This window comes from Streptomyces sp. NRRL F-5630, from assembly GCF_000719475.1.
GTDB lineage: Bacteria > Actinomycetota > Actinomycetes > Streptomycetales > Streptomycetaceae > Streptomyces.
Genome location: NZ_JOGO01000064.1, coordinates 13,872 through 33,594, shown reverse-complemented (window position 1 = coordinate 33,594; position 19,723 = coordinate 13,872). Strand labels below are relative to the sequence as shown.

Genomic DNA, 19,723 nt, shown 5'->3' with positions numbered 1-19,723 from the left:
ACTCGCCCTCCGCCCCACCGGCCCCGGCCCCGTCACCCGCGTCGACCCCCACGGCGCCACACGCGGCCCCGTCACCCTCCACGGCACCGACTTCCACGTGCCGGACGGAACCAACGCGCGCCTCACGCACGTGTACGACGGCACGGGCACGCACACCCACGACCTGCTCGCGCTGCACGGTCACCCGCACCTCAACGGCCCGCTCCGCACCGATCCGGCGGGCGGCAACCCGTCCCTCGGCGACGGCTCGGTCGTCGTGCGGCAGGGTGACGGGAGCTTCCGGGTCGACGCGGGCGGCCACCACGCGGTCTTCGACGGGCGGGGCGCCCACACGCACGACGTGGTGCGGCTCGGCGGCGGCAACGAGTACGCGCACATGCCGGTGGGCGGCGGCGCGCCCCGCGTCCTGGACGCGGGCGGCGCGCCCGTGCCGCACGCCACCGTCGTCACCCGCGCCGACGGGCACATCATCGTCACCGGCACGGGCGGCAGGGTGCTGTACCGGCCGGACGGCACGGTGGACGTCCAGGTCGGCCACGTCCTCGCGAGCGGCGAAGGCGTCCGCGTACACCCGGGCGGCCATCTGGAGCTGTACAGCCGGGACATGAACGCCGTGGACGACGTGAGCGTCACCGCCAGGCCGGGCGGCGGCCACCGGGTCACCGGGGCGGACGGCCAGGTGCGGCTCTTCGGCCCGGCGGGCGCCCACGACTACACGATCACCCCGCCCGGCGCGGGCACGCACACCTTCCGCGTCACCGACCACGCGGGCGGCGGGCACTTCGACGCCGTGCAGCTCACGGACGGTGTCGGCACCCGTTTCGTGCGGACGGACACCCACGTCCTGCTCGACGGCGACATGGCACCCGTACCGGCGGGCACGCACACCTTCGCGCACCAGGCGGACGGCAACTACCGCCTGACCTTCACGGGCGGCGGTCGCGCCAACGAGTACCACCTCTACGACGGGAACGGCCGGCTCTTCGAGCAGCGGATCAACGTCTTCGACAAGGGGACGCTCAAGAACGACCAGTTCCTCAAGGTCACCCACCCCGCGGACGGGACGACCAATCCGAGCTGGGAGCGGGTGCGGCTCGACGGGGCGGGACAGCCGGTCGCCGCTCCGGCGATCAAGAAGTGGTACGACGCGGGCACCGTGGACACGAAGGGGCTCGGCAACGGCCGGATCAAGCTGACGACGCACTCGGGCGTCGAGCTGATGGAGCGCAGGCCGCTGCCGAACGGGCACGTGCTGGACGGCTACCACTCGGCGGCGGGCGTCGGCTCGTTCGGCCGCTTCAACCAGCGCGGCGTGTGGACCGAGTTCGACGGCGCGGGCACGGTCGTCGGTTCGGGCACGCGGCACTGGGGCGAGAGCGGGCGCAGCTGGTTCGACGTCACGGGGCACACGGGCACACGGGTGCGGCACTACCAGGAACTGCCGGACGGCGGACACGTCCTCGCCGACGTCGGGCACCACCCGTTCACGCAGAGCTTTTCCGGCGACACCCGCTGGACCCGCTTCGACAGCGAGTTCAAGAAGGTCGCCGAGGGCGACCGCACGTGGGGCCCGGGGCGCGGCTTCACGGACCGGATGCCCCACCCGAAGACGGGCGAGCAGGTCGTGGCGCAGGAGAGGTTCGGCCGCTTCAACTGGTCCGTCGACAACGTACGGCGGCTGAACCAGACGGAGTTCGGCGCGGACGGGGTGCCGAAGAAGGACTACACGTCGTGGTCCGGGCACGGCAAGGAGAACGGCCGGGGCGTGACGCTGAAGGACGGCGGTTTCCTGGACAGCACGCGCTTCTCCGAGCAGCGTCCGCCGCGCGCCTTCCGCTGGGTCATGAGCCCCGAGTACCGGGCGGCGAATCTGGACGCCGTGCCCTGGCTCGCCAAGGACAGCCGCCTCCAGATGCACACCTGGACCGAGACGGGTGCCGGCGGAGGAGTCACGCACGGCGTGCGGTTCGTCAGCAACAACGGCACGATCACCGACATCACCAGGGCGGGCGACATCGTCCGCGAGACGCGCAAGCCGCTCGACGGCAAGGCCGTGACGACCGGTGACGTCGCGATGCCGGACGGGGTCGCGAAGCAGAACGGCTACCTGCCGTGGAAGCAGGGCGACGACGGCCTCAAGGGCCACCGCACCTACCAGGCCGCCGACTTCGACACCACACACCTGCCGGCGGGAGTCAACGCGGGCGACATCCGCTGGCAGGAGCGCTTCACCGACGACCTCGGCGACGGGAACTGGTACACCCCGAACGCGGGCAAGCAGTGGAACGTGGCCCGCATGGGCCTCGCGGACGGCTCCGTCGTGGACTTCCGTCCCCCGCCCGGCGCGGCCGGGCGCGAGGGCCGGATGGGCGCGGGCAGTGACTGGACGCGGTACGACCACCACGGCCTCGTCATCTCCCGCCAGGACACCTTCCCCGACCCGACGGGCGGCGCGAACCCCGTGCGCGTCACCTCGGTGGGGATGCTCGACGGCACGGTGCGCTGGAGCGACGGGACGCCGAACGGCGGCGGCATCCGCAAGCTCAACCACCACCGGGGCGAGGTCACCCCGTGGGGCTGGGACCGCGAGAGCTTCCAGGACTTCGACACGGCGGGCGCGCTCGTGCGCGACCACAGGCTGCTCGCGGACGGCACGGTGGTCGACGCCTGGAAGAACCCGGGGACGAACACCTGGCACTGGAACAAGACCGGCGCGGACGGCGAGATCAAGGGTTTCGGCAACGGCGTGGGCGACCGCGTGCGGCAGTGGTTCGACCGGAGCGGCACCCAGCTCCCGGACTTCCGGCCGGGCGCCGTGTTCAGGGACATGGACACGAACGCGGGCCACATCGTGCAGGAGATCCCCGTCCGCCCGGCGAACACCCCGCACCTCCAGGACTCGCCCTACCGGGTCCGCGAGTACCTCCAGACGCCGGACGGCACCCACAACCCGCACGTGTGGAAGGAGTACGACAACGGCATCGAGCTGGGCCGCAAGGTCGAACTGCCGGACGGCAGCTTCCTGGAGAGCGAGGACTGGCACAAGCAGTGGCGCCGCTTCGGCGCGGACGGCGCGAGCCTGATCGACGAGCGGACCATCCCCGGATACGTGTGGCACCGCGACTCCTTCGGCCGCACCACGCTGACGGGCCGCGAGACCAACTTCACGGGCATCCTCTCCGAGTACCGCGGCTTCAACCGCATGTGGCGCGAGCCCAACCGCTGGGAGTGGGGCCACACCGCGGGCGGCGTCAGCACGTACACGTCGTTCCCGTACAAGGCCGGGCAGGCGCTCGCCGTCGACATGATCCAGGAGTGGCTGCTCGACTTCAGCATGAACCTGGCGGTGTACGGGATCGTCGCGGCGGCCACGGGCACTCCCTTCGGCTGGAACGAGGTCGGCAGGGCCGCGTTCGGCGCGACGGTCGGCGCGAGCGTCAAGGGCGCCTTCTCGCTCGGCCACTTCGCGACCTTCCGGGGCGGGCCGTGGAAGACGGGGCTCAGCCAGGTCGACCAGGGCAACCCGTACGCACGGCGCCCCAACGACGACTCGTGGACGGCCGAGTTCGCGGGCAACGAGAAGGTCACGCGCTGGCGTTCGGGCACCTACGACTGGGGCGTGGGCCTCGTCACGGGCGCGGTCTCCGGCTTCGTCACCGCCGCGGCCGGCTCCGCGATCTTCGGGATCAAGGACGCGAACGGCAACACCGTCCACCTGCACGGCAGCGACGCGCTGCTCGCGGGCGCCGTCGGCATGGCGGGCGGGGTCGCGGGCGCGGTGAGCCTCGGCGTGGCCCGTACCGCGATGATCCAGAACTTCGGCGGGCGCTTCTACCACCGGGGCGGCGTCTTCGACACCTTCGCCGTGGCGGGGCTCGGCAAGCTCGTCGACAAGACGTTCGCGAACCTGTACCTTTCCTCGACCTTGCAGAAGCAGCTCTTCCCGGGCCACGACTTCTACTCGGGCGAGCAGCAGAACGACCAGAACGGGGAGCCGCAGTGACGGCCGTGAGAGTCGGCCCGCGGGGCCGCGGAGTCCACCGTACGATCGCCGACGCGCTGGCCGCGGCGCCGGCGGGGGCGACGGTGCTGGTCGCTCCCGGCACGTACGTGGAGAGTCTCGTCCTGTCGCGGCGGGTCACCGTCGAGGCGGAGGCGGGCGCGGGTTCGGTGCGGCTGCGCGCGGCGCACGGGGTGCCGGTGACGGTGACGGCGCCGGGGTGCGTGCTGCGCGAACTGCACCTCGCCGGTTCCGATCCCGACCAGCCGGTGGTGCGGGTCGAGGACGCGGCGGGGCTGACCGCCGAGCACTGCGAGCTGACGGGCGGCCGGGTCGAGGTGCTCGGCTCGGCGGCGGGGTCATCGGCGGTGCCGAACACGCGACTGGGCGTGGAGGACACGCTGCTGGGCGAGGTGGCGGACCCGGTCGACGGGGGCGGGGTCCTCGTGCTCGACAGGACCCGGCTCAGCGGGGCGCGCGGCGCGGCGCTGCACCTCGTGGGCGACGCGCGGGCGCGGGCGGTGGACACGGAGATCTCCGAGGTCGACGGGATCGGCGCGGTCGTCTCGGGGCAGGCCGTCCTGATCGCCGAGCGGCTGCGGGTGCGGGACACCTCGGGCTCGGGCGCGCGGGCCAAGGGCGCGGGCAGGTTCCTCGCCCACGGAAGCGTCTTCACCGGTACCGGACGGCACGGGGTGCTGGTCGAGGAGGACGGCGCGGCCGAGCTGACGGACTGCCGGGTGGAAGGCAGCGGACGGTGCGGGGTGCGGCTCGCGCACCGCGGTCGCGCGGCCCTGCGCGAGACGCGGATCAGCGGCCCACGCGACCACGGGGTGCGCGCCGACGACCAGAGCGCGGTCGCGCTGCGGGACTGCCAGGTGGTGCGTCCCGGCGGGCACGGGATGAGCGCGGCGGGAGCGAGCAGCGTGCGCGTCACCGACGCGCTCGTGGCGAAGGCCCAGGGCAGCGGGCTCGCGCTCGCGGGACAGGCGCGGGCGATGCTCGAAGGGCTGCGGGTCCGGGAGGCGGGCGAGCACGGTCTGCGCGTGTCGGGGGCGGCCGCCGCGGAGGTGAGCGACTCCTCGGTGACGGGGGCGCGGTTGTGCGCCGTGCACGGTGACGAGGAGGCGCGTCTCGTCCTCACGGGGCTGCGCGCGGTGGGCTCCGAGACGGGCCTGCGGCTGCGCTCGACCGCCGAGGAGGAGTCGCGGCTTCAGGCCTGCGTCTTCACCGGGCAGGGGCGCAGCGGTGTCGAGATCGGCGCGGGAACGGCGGTGGCGCTCACGGAGGTGCGGGTGAGCGACGCCGGGGGCGCGGGCGTGACCGTGGACGCGGGTGGGCGGCTCACCATGACGGGCGGCGCGGTCGCGGGCGCGGCGGGCAGTGGTCTCGTCCTGGAGCGGGAGGCGAAGGCCGAGGTGCGCGGCGTGCGGTTCGAGGACTGCGGCAAGAACGGCGTCCTCGTCGGCGAGCAGGTCAGTGGCACCTTCGCCCACTGCGACGTGTCGGGCGCGACCTTCCCCGCCCTGCACGTCGGCAAGGGGGCGCGGGTGCGGTTCCTCGGCTGCCGGGTCTTCGACAGCGCGCAGGACGTCGGGCTCGCGGACGGCGCGGAGCCGGAGTTCGAGGACTGCGCGGCGGTGCGCGTCCGGACGGCGGCGCTGCCGAGCCTGTCGGACCGCGCCCGGACCCCGGCCGCGCCCGCCCACGTCGCGGGCGGGGGCCCGCGCACGCCCGAGGAGACCGCGCCGGAGCCGGACGGCGCGCTGTGGGACCAGGGCGAGCCGGCGCCGGAGCCCGAGAGCCTGGAGGACCTGCTCGCCGAGCTGGACGAGCTGGTCGGTCTCGACGGCGTGAAGCGCGACGTCAACGGCATGGTCAAGCTCATGCAGACGGTGCGGATGCGCGAGGAGGCGGGGCTGCCCGCTCCCCCGCTGAGCAGGCACCTCGTCTTCGCGGGCAATCCCGGCACCGGCAAGACGACCGTGGCCCGCCTCTACGGCAGGCTGCTGCACGGTCTCGGGCTGCTGTCGCGCGGTCACCTCGTGGAGGTGGACCGCAGTTCCCTCGTCGGCGAGTACGTCGGTCACACGGGACCGAAGACGACGGAGGCGTTCCTGCGGGCACGCGGCGGGGTGCTCTTCATCGACGAGGCGTACGCGCTCGCCCCGGCGGGAGCGGGCAACGACTTCGGCACCGAGGCCATCGCGACGCTCGTCAAGCTCATGGAGGACCACCGGGACGAGGTCGTCGTCATCGCGGCCGGCTACCCCGGGGACATGGACCGCTTCATCTCCTCCAACCCCGGCCTCTCCTCCCGGTTCAGCCGGACGCTGCTCTTCGCCGATTACAGTTCCGAGGAGTTGGTGAGCATCGTCGAGCACCACGCCCAGCGACACCAGTACGAGCTGACGGACGCGGCGCGCCGGGCGCTCACCGCGCACGTCGGGACGATCCCGCGCGACGCGGGCTTCGGCAACGGCCGCACGGCCCGTCAGCTCTTCCAGGCGATGACCGAACGGCAGGCGATGCGCGTCGCCGAGCTGACGTCCCCGGATTCCGCTCAGCTCATGCAGCTCGACGAGCACGACCTGCTCTGACCGACCACCAGGAGTTTCACGCCATGCGTATGCGCCCCTCGCACCGCACGCCGAAGCCGTCGGACCCGGCCGGGCAGAGCTTCGCGGACACCTTCCGCGACCGCCCCGCCCGTGCCCCGCACGGGCTCGTGCCCAGCCGCAGGGTCTGGGTGACCCTGGGCTGGGCGGCTGCCGTCTCCGCGACCGTCACCCTCTCCGCGGTGGCCGCGCGCGGCACCGTGCTGGACGACGGGAAGGAGAAGGCCACGCTCGCCGCGAACGACACCCCGGCGCGCGTCGCGGCCGGCCCCACGGCCTCGCCCTCCGGGTCCCCCTCCTCTTCCCCGTCCCCGTCGCCGTCCCCCTCCAAGGAGACGGCGAAGCCGCACGAGGAGAGCCGCCCCCAGGGCTCGGGCGGCGGCTCCGGGGCGGGGAGCCAGGCGGGCGCGCCCGCCGCTCCGCCGGCGGCCCCGCCCGCGGCTCCGCGGGAGAAGAGCGGGTCGACAGGGAGCGACGACGGGGCGAAGAGCGAGAGCAAGACCGAGAAGTCGTCCGGGTCCTCGGGTTCGTCCGGCTCCTCCGGCGGTGCGCCGAAGAAGGCGCAGGCGCCCGCCCAGGACTTCTCCCGGCCGCTCGGCGCGATCGTCGGACGGTACGGCGACTTCCAGGGCCACTGCGTGCAACTCGCGGGCAGCTCCCTGAAGTTGTACCCGTGTGACGGCGGCGGGGACCAGCAGTGGCAGTTCGCCAAGAACGGCACCCTGCGCAAGAACGGCCGTTGCCTGTCGCTCGCGGGGCGCTCGACGAACGACGGCACGCACGTGGTCATGGCCGGGTGCGACTCGACGAACGTCACGCAGTGGCGCTACTCACCGGGCAACGACATCGTCAACGTCGCCGCCGACAAGTGCCTGGACGTGGCGAACGCGAGCACGGCCGCCGGGACGCCGCTCCAGATCGCCAACTGCTCGGGCAACTGGGCCCAGAAGTGGAACGTGCCCTGATCGAACCGGACCCCACGCCCGCGCGCGGCCACGAGGGAAGCCGAAGGGCGCCCGCGCAGCCTCCGGCCCCCTCGTGGCGGCGCTCACGGCTTCGCTCGGGCCCGCCCCCGCGAGGACGGCCGCGTGCGCGCATCGCCATCCCGCATGAGCAGGGGGTCTCGCCGGGCTGAGCGCGGGCCGGGCTGAGCGCGGGGCGAGCTGAACGCGGGGCGAGCTGAACGCGGGGCGGGGTGAGCGCAGGCCGGGTGGCCCGCCACGCCGACCTCACCGTCCGCGAGGCCGTCACCGAGGTGGCCGCACGCCACACGGTCGCGCCCGCGCGGGTGGCGCCGCCCGCCCTGCTGCCCGACCGCACCCGCCACTCCACCACCCGCCTCGCCCCCGCTCACCAACGCCCCCGACGCCTCCGGGAGAACCCGGGAGCGCCGCACCGGGTCCGTTCGCCGGGGACTTCACGCGCCGGTACGGCGCGGACGGTCTGACGCCCGGCCAACCGCATGAGCCGGGAAGCCGGCCCCGACTGCCGAGCGCGGTTCCCCCCGGCCAGGGATCGACTCCCCCGCTCCGGAAGCGGTTTCCCGGCACGCCCCCGCGCGAACGGCCTTGACAGGGCTATTGGTCTGGACCATCTTGAGGCAACACTCCCCGCACCACGACGGTTCCGTTCCACCCCTTCACGTCCTCCGTCCCGGCACATCCGCGCCGGGGCACCCCGCTCCGGAGGCAGTCGTGCACCGTAGAAGATCCTTGTCCCGCGGCAGATCCCTTGCCGCCTCCCTCGCCGCGGCCCTCACCCTCGGCGGTCTCCTCGCCCTCTCCCCCACCGCCTCCGCGGCCGACACCGACCTCGTCACCAACGGCGGCTTCGAGTCCGGTACGAGCGGCTGGAGTTGTTCGGCCGGCAGCGGCTCGGCCGTCACCACGCCGACGCACGGCGGCGGTTCGGCGCTCAAGGCCGTACCCGCCGGGAGCGACAACGCGCGGTGCGCGCAGACCGTCCGGGTCAAGCCCGGCTCCGCCTACACCCTGAGCGGCTGGGTGCGGGGCGGCTACGTCTATCTCGGCGCCTCGGGGACCGGCACGACGGACGTCTCCACCTGGACGGCCTCGGCGGGCGACTGGCAGAAGCTGACCACGTCCTTCCGTACCGGCCCCTCCACCACCTCGGTCGAGATCTACACGCACGGCTGGTACGGGACTCCCGCCTACTACGCCGACGACCTCTCCCTCATCGGCCCCGGCACCGACCCGGTCGCCGTGCCCGCGACCCCCGGCGGTCTCAGCGCGGCCACGCCCACCGCGACCTCCGCGACCCTCACGTGGAACGCGGTGCCGGGGGCGAGCGAGTACCGCGTCTACCAGGGCAGCACCAAGGTCGCGACGGTCACGGGGACTTCGGCGACCGTATCGGGCCTCTCGCCAGCGACCGCGTACAGCTTCCAGGTGAGCGCCGCGAACGCCTCGGGCGAGTCCGCCAAGTCGGCGGACCTGAAGGTCACGACGGCCGCCGGGGGCGGCAACGGCGGTGGCACGAGCGGGCAGTTGCCCGCGCACGCCCTCGTCGGCTACCTGCACGCGAGCTTCGCCAACGGCTCCGGGTACACGCGGATGGCCGACGTGCCCGATTCCTGGGACGTCATCGACCTCGCCTTCGGCGAGCCCACCTCGGTCACCTCGGGCGACATCCGCTTCAGCCTCTGCCCCGCGAGCGAGTGCCCGGGCGTCGAGACGGCCGCCGAGTTCAAGGCGGCGATCAAGGCGAAGCAGGCGGCGGGCAAGAAGGTACTCATCTCGATCGGCGGGCAGAACGGACAGGTCCGGCTCACGACGACCGCCGCGCGCGACGCCTTCGTCTCCTCCGTCTCGAAGATCATCGACGAGTACGGGCTCGACGGCCTCGACATCGACTTCGAGGGCCACTCGCTCTCGCTCGACACGGGCGACACCGACTTCCGCGAGCCGACCACACCGGCGATCGTCAACCTCATCTCGGCGGTCAAGACCCTCAAGGCGAAGTACGGTTCCGGCTTCGTCCTGACGATGGCGCCCGAGACCTTCTTCGTCCAGCTCGGCTACCAGTACTACGGCTCGGGCCCCTGGGGCGGCCAGGACCCGCGCGCCGGGGCGTACCTGCCGGTGATCCACGCCCTGCGCGACGACCTGGCCCTGCTGCACGTGCAGGACTACAACTCGGGCTCGATCATGGGCCTCGACAACCAGTACCACGCGATGGGCGGCGCGGACTTCCACATCGCGATGACGGACATGCTGCTCACCGGCTTCCCTGTCGCGGGAGACACGAGCCGGGTGTTCCCCGCCCTGCGCCCCGACCAGGTCGCGATCGGCATGCCCGCCTCCACCCAGGCGGGCAACGGCTGGACGGCGCCGGGCGAGGTCACCAGAACGCTCGACTGCCTGACGAAGAAGACCGGTTGCGGCAGCTACCAGACACATGGCACCTGGCCGGCCCTGCGCGGACTGATGACCTGGTCGATCAACTGGGACCGCTTCAACGGAGGTGAGTTCTCGAAGAACTTCGGCGCGTACTTCGGCTGAGCGAACCGCCCGGCCGAGCCTGCGGCCTCGGCCGGGCATGCCGCTTACGCCGGGGCGGGCCGCTCCGGCCGGGCGAGTTACTCCGGCCGGACGCCCGTCCCCCGCTTCCTGACCGTCTCAGGCGGCCGGAAGCAGGCGGTCACGTCCTTGCCGCGGCGGCAGGGGTGGATGTGCCAGGTGTCGGCGAGCATCCCGACGAGGAACATGCCCCTGCCGCCCGTCGCCTCCGGGCCCGCCTCGCGCGGCTTCGGGAGTCCCGGCGCCGAGTCGTGCACGGTCACGTGCAGGCACTCGTTGTCCCACGTGAGCAGGAGATGTGCCGTGCTGCGCGCGTGCACGTGGGCGTTGGTGACGAGTTCGGACACGGTCAGCAGGACATCATCGGTGGTGCCGGGGGCCGTACGGGTCCAGCCGAGCGTGTCGAGGTGCCCGCGCGTCCACTCGCGCGCCGCCCGCACCTCGGTGTCGAGCGGCAGCGAGCGGGCCCAGCCCACCGCCCTCAGCGAGTTCTCGTCCATGACCTGCCCCTTCACCGTGGCCCGCGCCTGCTGAGCGGGCACCCCGTCCTGCCGACCGGATGCCCGCTCAGAGCGGGAGCAGACACGGAACGCGGACATTCCGTACCCGGGGGGTGAAGCCGTGCGGGAGAAGCCCGTACGGCGGGGCTCCACCGGCCTCAGCCGGCCTTCTTCACGAACTCCGTCGTGTACGTCTTCGCGAGATCGACCTTCGCGTTCTTGAGGTTCGGGTTGAAGGCCTTCAGGACCCGCTCGACGGTCTCGGGCCCGTTCTCGGGCATGACGCCGTCGCTCGTGAACATGGGCAGCGTCGCCCCGATCGACTTGGCGTAGAGCTCCTTGCCGCCCTGCGCGTAGTCGGCGGGCATCTTCGCGGCGATCTCCTCGGGCGAGTGCGTGTCCATCCACCGCAGCGTCTTGACGAAGGCGTTGGCGAGCTTCTGCACGGTCTCCTTGTTGCCGTTCACCCAGTCGGTGTTCATGTAGAGGCTCGACGACGGGTACGGGCCGCCGAGCGCCTTCTCGGAGCCCTCCGGGGTGCGCATGTCGACGAGGACCTTGCCGATCTTCTTGTCGAGGATCGCCGTGACGGTCGGGTCGGTGGTCATGCCGGCCTGGATGGAGTTCTGCTGGAGCGCCGAGATGAAGGTCTGGCCCGCGCCGACCGCGACGGACGTGATCTTCTCGACGGGCACGCCGTTCTTGACGGCGAGGTACTTGGTGAGGAAGTCCGTCGAGGACCCGAGCCCGGTGACGCCGAGCTTCTTGCCCGCGAAGTCCTTCGGCGAGGCGATGTCCCCCGCCGCCTTCGTCGACACCACCTCGACCTCCCCGGAGGTGTGCGAGAGCTGCACGACCGACTCGACCTGCTTGCCCTTCACCTGGAGGTCGAGGGTGTGGTCGTAGAAGCCCACGACACCCTGCACGTCGCCCGAGATGAGCGAGGTCGTGGCCTGCACCCCGGCGGGCTCGGTGAGGAGCTGGACGTCGAGGCCCTCGTCCTGGAAGTAGCCGAGCTTCTGCGTGAGCATCGCGGGCAGGTAGATCACCTTGTCGAGCCCGCCGACCATGATCTTGACCTTGCCCCCGCCGCTCTTGCCGCCGGAGTCCGAGGAGCCGCCGCAGGCGGTGAGGGAGCAGAGGGCGAGCACGGCGCTCGCGGCCGCCGCCGTGGTCCTGAGGGAACTGCGCATGAGGGTCACGTCCTTGTGAGGTGGTAGGTGGTGCGGGGGCGGAGAGGGAGGCGGCGGTACGGGGCACGAGGGCCCCGTACCGGCTCAGCGTCCGTCGCCGGTCTCGGCGGGCTTCCAGCGGAACAGGCCGCGTTCGAGGGCCGAGAGCAGTGCCTCGGCGAGCAGCGCGACGATCGCGAGGATGACCATCGCCGCGTACACACCGGCCGCGTTGAAGGTGCCCTGGGAGGCCGAGACGAGCAGGCCGAGGCCCTTCGTGGCACCGATGTACTCGCCGACGATCGCCCCGATGAGCGCGAAGCCGAAGCTCACGTGCAGGCTCGTGAAGATCCACGAGGTGGCCGAGGGGATGACGACCTGGAAGGTGACCTGGCGGTTGCTCGCGCCGAGGATGCGCGCGTTGGCGACGAGGTTCCTGTCGACCTCGCGGGCGCCCTGGAAGGCGTTGAAGAAGACCGGGAAGAACACGAGGACGACGGCGGAGGCGATCTTCGATGCGGGCCCGAGGCCGAACCAGATGAGGAAGATCGGCGCGAGCACGATGCGCGGCAGCGCGTTGAGGACCTTGATGTACGGGCCGAGCACGTCCGAGAGGAAGCGGACGCGGCCGAGCGCGATCCCGAGGACCACACCGGCGACGACGCCGATGATCCAGCCGAGCAGTGCCTCGTAGAGCGTGTACCAGATCTGTTCCCACAGGCTGCCCTGCGGCGTCCCGTCGGTGACCCAGCGGCTGATCTGGTCCCAGATCTTCGAGGGCATCGAGAAGTTGAAGGGGTCGACGACCTCGGTGCGGGCGAACCACTCCCACAGGCCGAGGAGGAGCACGAGGAGGAGGACGCGCGCCGTGTACACGGTGAGGCGGCGCCTTCGGGCCGCGCGGGCGCGGGTCTCGGCGCGCGTCGGTTCCTCCTTGCGCACGGGCACGGCGGGCGGGGCGGGTGTGGTGGTGGTCTCAGGCGGCATCGGCGGCGCCCCTTTCCCTGGTGATGCGGACCTCTTCGCCGAGCGAGGTCCAGATTTCGCGGTAGATGTCGAGGAAGCGCGGTTCGAGCCGGATGGACTCGACCTTGCGGGGGCGCGGGAGGTCGATCTTGAAGACCTCCTTGACGGTCGCGGGGCCCGCCGTCATGACGACGACCTTGTCGGCGAGCGCGATGGACTCCTCCAGGTCGTGCGTCACGAAGACCACGGAGGCGCCCGTGCCCGCCCACAGGTCGAGGAGTTCGTCGGACATGAGGGCGCGGGTCTGCACGTCGAGCGCGGAGAAGGGCTCGTCCATGAGGAGGAGCGTGGGGTCGTTGACGAAGGTCGCGGCGAGCGCGACGCGCTTGCGCTGACCGCCCGAGAGCTGGTGCGGGTAGCGGTCCTCGAAGGCGCCGAGGCCGACGCGGGCGAGCCAGGCGCGGGCGCGCTCGCGCGCCTCGGCCTTGGGCACGCCCCGGAAGCGCGGGCCGGCCATGACGTTCGAGAGCACGGAGCGCCAGGGGAAGACGGCGTCCTGCTGGAAGACGAAGCCGGTGGTGGAGCCGATCCCCGTGACGGGCTCGCCGCCGACGAGGACATCGCCCGTGGTGGCCTCCTCCAGGCCGCTCACCAGGGTCAGGGTCGTGGACTTGCCGCAGCCCGTGGGGCCGACCACGGCGACGAACTCGCCCTGGTCGACGGTGAGGTCGAGATCGCGTACGGCGGTGTGGAGGCCACCGGACGGGGTGCGGAAGGTCTTGCCCGCGCCCCGCAGCTCGATGGCGGGTGTCTGGTCGCTGCTCATGCCCGGGGACGCTAGGGGCGCCGCGGGCCCCGCGCCGTCTTGTGCCGACAAGCCTCCGTTGTGCCCGTACTCCTCGTTCCGCTCGTTCTGCTCACTCGAACGTGTCCGCCCCGCGCACGGGCCTGGGCAGCGCCCCGCCACCCGTTTACCTTGCCGCTACACAGGTGTTAAAAGGGCATGTCCGCGCGGCGCGGTGACGCGTACCCGTGGCCCTCCGTACGTACGCGGCCCGCACCCGTACCCGAACGAAGACAGAGGACAGCATGCGACCGCACTGGCCCCAGCGGCTTTCCGGCCAGATCCTGGTGGTGCAGCTGACCATCACGACCGGCGTCATGGTCCTGGCCGTCAGCCTCTTCCTCGCGCCGCTCGCGCGCGAGCTGGACGACGAGGCCACGCACCGGGCGCTCGCCATCGCGCAGACCACGGCGGCCGACCCGGCGATCACCGAGGGGCTGCTGACGACCCGCCCCCGCGAGAACGGCCCCGTGCAGCGCGAGGCGGAGCGCGTCCGGCGGGCGACGGGGGCGCTGTACGTCGTCGTGATGGACCGCAGGGGCGTGCGCTGGTCCCACACGACGGTCTCCGAGATAGGGCGGCACGTCTCGACCGACCCGAGCGGCGCGCTCACCGGGCACGAGGTGCGGCAGGTCGACGACGGGACCCTCGGCCGCTCGGCCCGCGCGAAGGTGCCGCTGTACGGGGCGGGACACGAGGTCGTCGGCGCGGTCTCGGTGGGCATCGCGTACGACAGCGTGCGGCAGCGGGTGGTGGACGCGCTGCCCGGACTGCTCCTGTGCGCGGCGGCGGCGCTCGCGGTGGGCGCGGGGGCGGCCGTGGCGGTCGCCCGGCGGGTGCGGCGCAAGACGCAGGGGATCGGCTTCGCGGACATCTCGGCGCTGCTCGACGAGCGCGAGGCGATGCTGCACGGCATCCGCGAGGGCGTCATCGCCTTCGATCCGCGTGGCCGGATACGGCTGGTCAACGACGAGGCGGCGCGGCTGCTCGGGCTCGACGCGGACATGACCGACTACCGGATCGACGCCGTGCTGCCTCCTGGCCGTACGGCCGACGTGCTCGCCGGCCGCGTCGCGGGCGCCGACCTGCTCGCGGTGTGCGCGGGCCGGGTGCTGCTCGTCAACCGGATGCCGATGGCGGACGGGGGCGCGGTCGTGACGTTGCGCGACCGGACGGAACTGGAGCTGCTCGGGCGGGAGCTGGACAGCTCGCAGGGGTTGCTGGACGCGTTGCGCGCGCAGGGCCACGAGCACGCCAACCGGCTGCACACAGTGCTCGGGCTCCTGGAGCTGGACCGGCCGGAGCAGGCCGCGGACTTCGTGGCGCAGGTCGTGGGCGGGAGCGCGGCCTCGGCCGAGGAGATCGCGGAGCGGTTCGGCGATCCGCTGCTCTCCGCGCTGCTCGTCGGCAAGAGCGCGGTCGCCGCGGAGCGCGCCGTGACGCTCAGGATCGGGGCCCGCACGGGCCTCCCCGGGCGGCTCGTCGCGCCGCGCGACGTCGTGACGGTGCTCGGCAATCTCATCGACAACGCGCTCGACGCGGCCTGCGAGCGGCGGGTCGCCGACGCGTTCGTGGAGGTGCGGGTGTGGGCCGAGGGCACGACGGTGCTGCTCCAGGTCTCGGACACCGGGCCAGGGGTGCCGCCCGAGCTGCGCGAGAGCGTCTTCACCGAGGGCTTCAGCACGAAGGCGACCGCGTCGCCGGAGCCGCGCAGGCCGCACGGGCGGGGCATCGGGCTGAGCCTCGTCCGCAGGCTCGCGGAGCGGTACGGGGGCACGGCGCGGGTGGGGGCGCGGGCCGGGGGCGGCGCGGTGTTCACCGTGACGCTGCCCGAGACGCTGATCCCGCGGGACGCGGCGGCGCTCGTCCCGGCGGGAGGTGAGCGGTGATCAGGGTGCTCGTCGTGGACGACGACTTCCACGTGGCCGAGATCAACACCGCGTACGTGGCCCGCGTGCCCGGCTTCACGGTCGTGGGCAGCGCGCATACGGCGGCCCAGGCGCTCTGCTGTCTGGAGCGCACGGAGGTCGATCTCGTCCTGCTGGACCACTACCTGCCCGACGAGACGGGCGTGCAGCTCGTGCGCAGACTGCGCCTCGGCGGCCACGACACGGACGTCATCATGGTGACGGCCGCGCGCGATCTCGCCACGGTACGAGGAGCGCAGCGCTTCGGGGCGCTCCAGTACCTCGTGAAGCCCTTCACCTTCACGGGCCTGCGGGAACGCCTGGAGGGGTACGCGGCGCTGCGCCGCGCCGTCGACGAGGGCGCCGAGCGCCCCGAGCCGGGCCAGGAGCAGATCGACCGGATCTTCACCGGGCTGCGCGGTACGGAGCGCCCGCGCCCCTCCCTCCCCAAGGGGCACTCGACGGCGACCGCGGCCCTCATCCGCACCGCCCTCACCACCGGTCCCGCTCCGCTCTCCGCCCACGAGGTCGCGGCCAGGACCGGGATCGGCCGCTCGACGGCCCAGCGCTACCTCAAGTACCTGGAGCACTCGGGCCTCGTCGCGCTGACCCTCCGCTACGGGGACACGGGGCGGCCGGAACACCTGTACACGTGGGTGGCGGGGGCGGGGCGCCGCTGAGGCGGCACGAGGACCGCGCCGCTTCAGCGGGGTCCGGAACGCCGCCTCCGCATCGCCGGGGCGGCGCCCCGCCCCGTGCGTTCCCACCGACCCGGCCCGTGCGTTCCCGCCGCCGCCCCGTGCGTTCCCACCGACCCGCCCCGTGCGTTCCCACCGACCCGGCCCGCGCGTTTCCGCCGCCCCGCCCCGCGCGTTTCCGCCGCCCCGTCGCTTACGCGCCAAGGCGCGGGACTTCCTGCCGCCCGTATTGACATGCACTCCCCAAGCCCCGACGGTGGGAGCGCTCCCGCAAGCTGACCGCCCCTCAGGGGCGGCGCTCGCGGGCGCTCGGCACCCGCATGTCCGTACCGGCCTCCCACACCGAGGAGCACCCGTTGAACGTACGAGGACCCGCCCGATCCCCCGCCTCCGGACGCCGCCCACGCGCCCTCGGGGCGCTCGCCGCCCTCGCGCTCGCCGCCGGGACCGCGCTCGTCGCCGTCCAGCCCGCGGCAGCCGCCGCCACCGCCCGCGTCGACAACCCCTACGCCGGCGCCACCACCTACGTGAACCCCGACTGGTCGGCGCTCGCCGCCGCCGAGCCCGGCGGGGATGCAGTGGCCGACGAACCGACCTTCGTGTGGCTCGACCAGATCGCCGCGATCGAGGGGACCGCCGAGAAGCGCGGTCTGCGCGAGCACCTCGACACCGCCCTCGACCAGGGCGCCGACCTCGTGCAGCTCGTCATCTACGACCTCCCGGGCCGCGACTGCTCGGCACTCGCGTCGAACGGCGAACTCGGCCCCACCGAGATCGACCGCTACGAGAGCGACTACATCGACCCGATCGCCGCGATCCTCGACGACCCGGCCTACGCGAGCCTGCGGATCGTCACCCTCATCGAGCCCGACTCGCTCCCGAACCTCGTGACCAACGCGGGCGGCACGGCGGGCTCGACGGAGGCGTGCGCCACGATGAAGGCGAACGGCAACTACGAGAAGGGCGTCGGGTACGCGCTGCACACCCTCGGCGCGATCCCCAACGTCTACAACTACGTGGACGCCGCGCACCACGGCTGGCTCGGCTGGGACAGCAACCTCGTCCCGGCCGCGCAGGAGTTCAAGAAGGCCGCCACGACGAGCGGCGCGACCGTGAACGACGTCGCGGGCTTCATCGTCAACACCGCCAACTACTCCGCCACGACCGAGCCGTACCTCAAGATCACCGACTCCGTGAACGGGCAGACGGTGCGCCAGTCGAAGTGGCTCGACTGGAACCAGTACGCCGACGAGCAGACCTTCGCGCAGGGCCTGCGCACCGCGCTGATCGCGCAGGGCTTCGACTCCGGCATCGGCATGCTGATCGACACCTCGCGCAACGGCTGGGGCGGCTCCGCGCGGCCCACCGCCCCGTCCACCGCCACGACGGTCGACGGCTTCGTGGACGGCTCGCGCACCGACCGCCGCATCCACGCGGGCAACTGGTGCAACCAGTCCGGGGCCGGGCTCGGCCAACGCCCCGCCGCCTCGCCCGCCGCCGGGATCGACGCCTACGTGTGGGCGAAGCCGCCGGGCGAGTCGGACGGGTCGAGCAAGGCCATCGACAACGACGAGGGCAAGGGCTTCGACCGGATGTGCGACCCCACGTACACCGGCAACGGCCGCAACGGCAACAACATGTCGGGCGCGCTCGCCGACGCACCCGTGGCCGGGCACTGGTTCTCCGCCCAGTTCCGTCAGCTCCTCGCCAACGCCTACCCGGCGGTGGGGAGTCCGGGCGGCGGCGGTGACGAGGACACGCAGGCGCCGAGCGTCCCCACCGGACTGAAGGTGACGGGCACGACGGCCTCCTCCGTCTCACTGAGCTGGTCGGCGTCCACGGACAACAAGGCGGTGACCGGGTACGACGTCTACCGCGACGGCACGAAGCTGACGACGACGAGCGCCACCTCGTACACCGACTCGGGGCTGAAGGCGTCGACGGCGTACGCCTACACGGTCCGCGCCAAGGACGCGGCGGGCAACGTCTCGGCCGCGTCGGCGTCCGTCACGGGCACGACGGCGGCGAGTGGTGGCGGGGGCGGCACAGGGGCCTGCGCGGCCACCTGGAAGGCGAACACCTGGAGCGGTGGCTTCCAGGCGGACGTCACGCTCAAGAACACCGGCGACAAGCCGCTGACCGCCTGGAAGGCGACCTTCACGGTCCCGTCCGGGACGGCCGTGACGAACGCCTGGAGCGCGACGGTGGCCGTCTCGGGCACGACGGCGACCGCCACGCACGCGGACTACAACGCCAACATCCCGGCCGGGGGCAGCGTCTCCTTCGGCTACCAGGGCACGGGCACCTACGCGGCCCCGACCGCGGTGACGGTGAACGGGCAGACCTGCACGACTGGTTGACGCACATGCTGTCCGCCGGGCGGTGGGACCACGGGTCCGGCCGCCCGGCGGCGCGTCGCGCGAATGCGCTCGCACGCGCGCCCTCGCGGACCGACACTCGCTCCATGCGAGACGACGAACTCCAGGCGATGGCCGCGCGGCTCACCGAGGTGGACGGGATCGTGGCCGTCGCGCTCGGCGGGAGCCGGGCCCGGGGCCTCCACCGGCCCGACTCGGACTACGACCTCGGCCTCTACTACCGGGGCCGGCCGGACACCGCCGCGCTGCGCACGCTCGCCGGAAGCGGCGTCGAGGTGAGCGAGCCCGGCGGCTGGGGTCCCTGGGTGGACGGCGGGGCGTGGCTCACCGTGGGCAAGGACAGGGTCGACTGGATCTACCGCGACCTGGACCGCGTCGAAGCCGTCTGGGAGGACTGCCGCGAGGGCCGCTTCGAGACCGGCTTCCAGCCGGGGCACCCCCTGGGTTTCCACTCCCCCGCGTACGTCGGCGAGGTCGCCTTGTGCCAGGTGCTCGCCGATCCCACGGGCGCTCTGACGGCGCTGCGCACGGCGGCCCGCGACTACCCGCCCCCGCTCCGCGCGGCGGTGATCGAGAACGCCCGCTGGGAGGCCCCCTTCCTCCTGGCCGCCGCCCGCAAGGGCGCGAAGAGCGCGGACACGGCGTACGTGGCGGGCTGCCTCTTCCGCGCCGCGGGCCTCCTCACCCACGCCCTCCACGCCCACGCGGGCACGTACCTCCTCAACGAGAAGGGCGCCCTCCACGCGGCGGCGACCCTCCCCACCACCCCACCCGGCGTCACCTCCCGCGCCCAGTCCCTCTTCGCACACCTCGGCACCACCCCCCAGACCTTGAACGCGGCACTGGACACGGCGGAGGAACTGGTGGCGGAGGTGCTGGGGGTGGTGGCGGTGTAGTGCCGTGACGAACCGCGTTTCGGCGGACCGGAAGCGGCGAACCGGGACGACGTGTTGCCGCTCGGCCTGTCAGCCGTCGGCCACAGCCGCCTGGGGTCCTTCCACCAGCGCCTTCCCGCGTGGCGCACGTCCGTGCGGGAAGGCGGCGCGCGGAGACCCGGCGCGAGACCCGTAGTGAGCGGAGTGTGCGCCGTATGACCAGCGG

The 19,723-nt window shown here is 72.9% G+C and carries 13 protein-coding genes; 9 read left to right on the top strand and 4 right to left on the bottom strand.

What is annotated here, in order from left to right:
* The 5 genes from IF99_RS0123930 to IF99_RS0123910 all read left to right on the top strand — a co-directional run.
* Window positions 1-4,003, top strand: a 4,003-nt coding sequence (locus IF99_RS0123930) for a hypothetical protein (RefSeq protein ID WP_051703650.1), incomplete at its 5' end; no start/stop codon positions are given.
* Window positions 4,000-6,600, top strand: coding sequence for a right-handed parallel beta-helix repeat-containing protein (locus IF99_RS0123925; protein ID WP_030999162.1), 2,601 nt, complete (start codon window positions 4,000-4,002; stop codon window positions 6,598-6,600). The genes IF99_RS0123930 and IF99_RS0123925, both read left to right, overlap by 4 nt.
* A 23-nt stretch (window positions 6,601-6,623) precedes the next feature.
* A complete protein-coding gene (locus tag IF99_RS0123920; RefSeq protein ID WP_030999161.1) occupies window positions 6,624-7,583 on the top strand; it encodes an RICIN domain-containing protein in 960 nt (319 codons plus the stop codon).
* Window positions 7,584-7,813: 230 nt separating this feature from the next.
* Window positions 7,814-8,065, top strand: coding sequence for a hypothetical protein (locus IF99_RS33630; protein WP_158716649.1), 252 nt, complete (start codon window positions 7,814-7,816; stop codon window positions 8,063-8,065).
* 247 nt (window positions 8,066-8,312) lie between these two features.
* The gene (locus IF99_RS0123910; protein WP_037827458.1) at window positions 8,313-10,139 is read left to right on the top strand and encodes a glycoside hydrolase family 18 protein; all 1,827 of its coding nucleotides are present in this window, start codon (window positions 8,313-8,315) and stop codon (window positions 10,137-10,139) included.
* A 77-nt stretch (window positions 10,140-10,216) separates the two neighbouring features.
* On the opposite strand, the gene IF99_RS0123905 is transcribed toward IF99_RS0123910, so the two are convergent.
* The 4 genes from IF99_RS0123905 to IF99_RS0123890 all read right to left on the bottom strand — a co-directional run bounded on the left by IF99_RS0123905 (window position 10,217) and on the right by IF99_RS0123890 (window position 13,621).
* Window positions 10,217-10,657 (bottom strand): ATP-binding protein, encoded by a 441-nt coding sequence (locus tag IF99_RS0123905; RefSeq protein ID WP_030999151.1) that lies wholly within the window; start codon window positions 10,655-10,657, stop codon window positions 10,217-10,219.
* A 158-nt stretch (window positions 10,658-10,815) separates the two neighbouring features.
* Complete coding sequence (locus IF99_RS0123900) at window positions 10,816-11,850, bottom strand: ABC transporter substrate-binding protein (protein ID WP_030999149.1); 1,035 nt, start codon at window positions 11,848-11,850, stop codon at window positions 10,816-10,818.
* 84 nt (window positions 11,851-11,934) lie between these two features.
* A complete protein-coding gene (locus IF99_RS0123895) occupies window positions 11,935-12,816 on the bottom strand; it encodes an ABC transporter permease (protein WP_030999148.1) in 882 nt (293 codons plus the stop codon).
* Window positions 12,806-13,621 (bottom strand): ABC transporter ATP-binding protein, encoded by an 816-nt coding sequence (locus IF99_RS0123890; protein WP_030999147.1) that lies wholly within the window; start codon window positions 13,619-13,621, stop codon window positions 12,806-12,808. The genes IF99_RS0123895 and IF99_RS0123890 overlap by 11 nt, the downstream gene beginning before the upstream one ends.
* 263 nt (window positions 13,622-13,884) lie before the next feature.
* On the opposite strand from IF99_RS0123890, the gene IF99_RS0123885 reads away from it, so the two are divergent.
* The 4 genes from IF99_RS0123885 to IF99_RS0123870 all read left to right on the top strand — a co-directional run bounded on the left by IF99_RS0123885 (window position 13,885) and on the right by IF99_RS0123870 (window position 19,518).
* Window positions 13,885-15,528, top strand: coding sequence for a sensor histidine kinase (locus IF99_RS0123885; RefSeq protein ID WP_030999146.1), 1,644 nt, complete (start codon window positions 13,885-13,887; stop codon window positions 15,526-15,528).
* Window positions 15,525-16,226, top strand: coding sequence for a response regulator (locus tag IF99_RS0123880; RefSeq protein ID WP_030999145.1), 702 nt, complete (start codon window positions 15,525-15,527; stop codon window positions 16,224-16,226). The genes IF99_RS0123885 and IF99_RS0123880 overlap by 4 nt, the downstream gene beginning before the upstream one ends.
* Before the next feature lie 374 nt (window positions 16,227-16,600).
* Window positions 16,601-18,604 carry a glycoside hydrolase family 6 protein gene (locus IF99_RS0123875; protein WP_037827457.1) on the top strand — a complete coding sequence of 668 codons (2,004 nt, stop codon included), beginning with the start codon at window positions 16,601-16,603 and terminating at the stop codon, window positions 18,602-18,604.
* A gap of 104 nt (window positions 18,605-18,708) precedes the next feature.
* On the top strand, window positions 18,709-19,518 hold the full coding sequence (locus IF99_RS0123870) for a nucleotidyltransferase domain-containing protein (RefSeq protein WP_030999141.1): 810 nt from the start codon (window positions 18,709-18,711) through the stop codon (window positions 19,516-19,518).
* The last annotated feature ends 205 nt before the right edge of the window (window positions 19,519-19,723 follow it).

Excerpts from the sequence above, each read along its gene's own strand:
- IF99_RS0123920 (WP_030999161.1), top strand. The coding sequence starts at position 6,624 with ATGCGTATGCGCCCCTCGCACCGCACGCCGAAGCCGTCGGACCCGGCC.
- IF99_RS0123895 (WP_030999148.1), bottom strand. The coding sequence starts at position 12,816 with ATGCCGCCTGAGACCACCACCACACCCGCCCCGCCCGCCGTGCCCGTG.
- IF99_RS0123870 (WP_030999141.1), top strand. The coding sequence starts at position 18,709 with ATGCGAGACGACGAACTCCAGGCGATGGCCGCGCGGCTCACCGAGGTG.
- IF99_RS0123900 (WP_030999149.1), bottom strand. The coding sequence starts at position 11,850 with ATGCGCAGTTCCCTCAGGACCACGGCGGCGGCCGCGAGCGCCGTGCTC.
- IF99_RS0123905 (WP_030999151.1), bottom strand. The coding sequence starts at position 10,657 with ATGGACGAGAACTCGCTGAGGGCGGTGGGCTGGGCCCGCTCGCTGCCG.
- IF99_RS0123890 (WP_030999147.1), bottom strand. The coding sequence starts at position 13,621 with ATGAGCAGCGACCAGACACCCGCCATCGAGCTGCGGGGCGCGGGCAAG.
- IF99_RS0123885 (WP_030999146.1), top strand. The coding sequence starts at position 13,885 with ATGCGACCGCACTGGCCCCAGCGGCTTTCCGGCCAGATCCTGGTGGTG.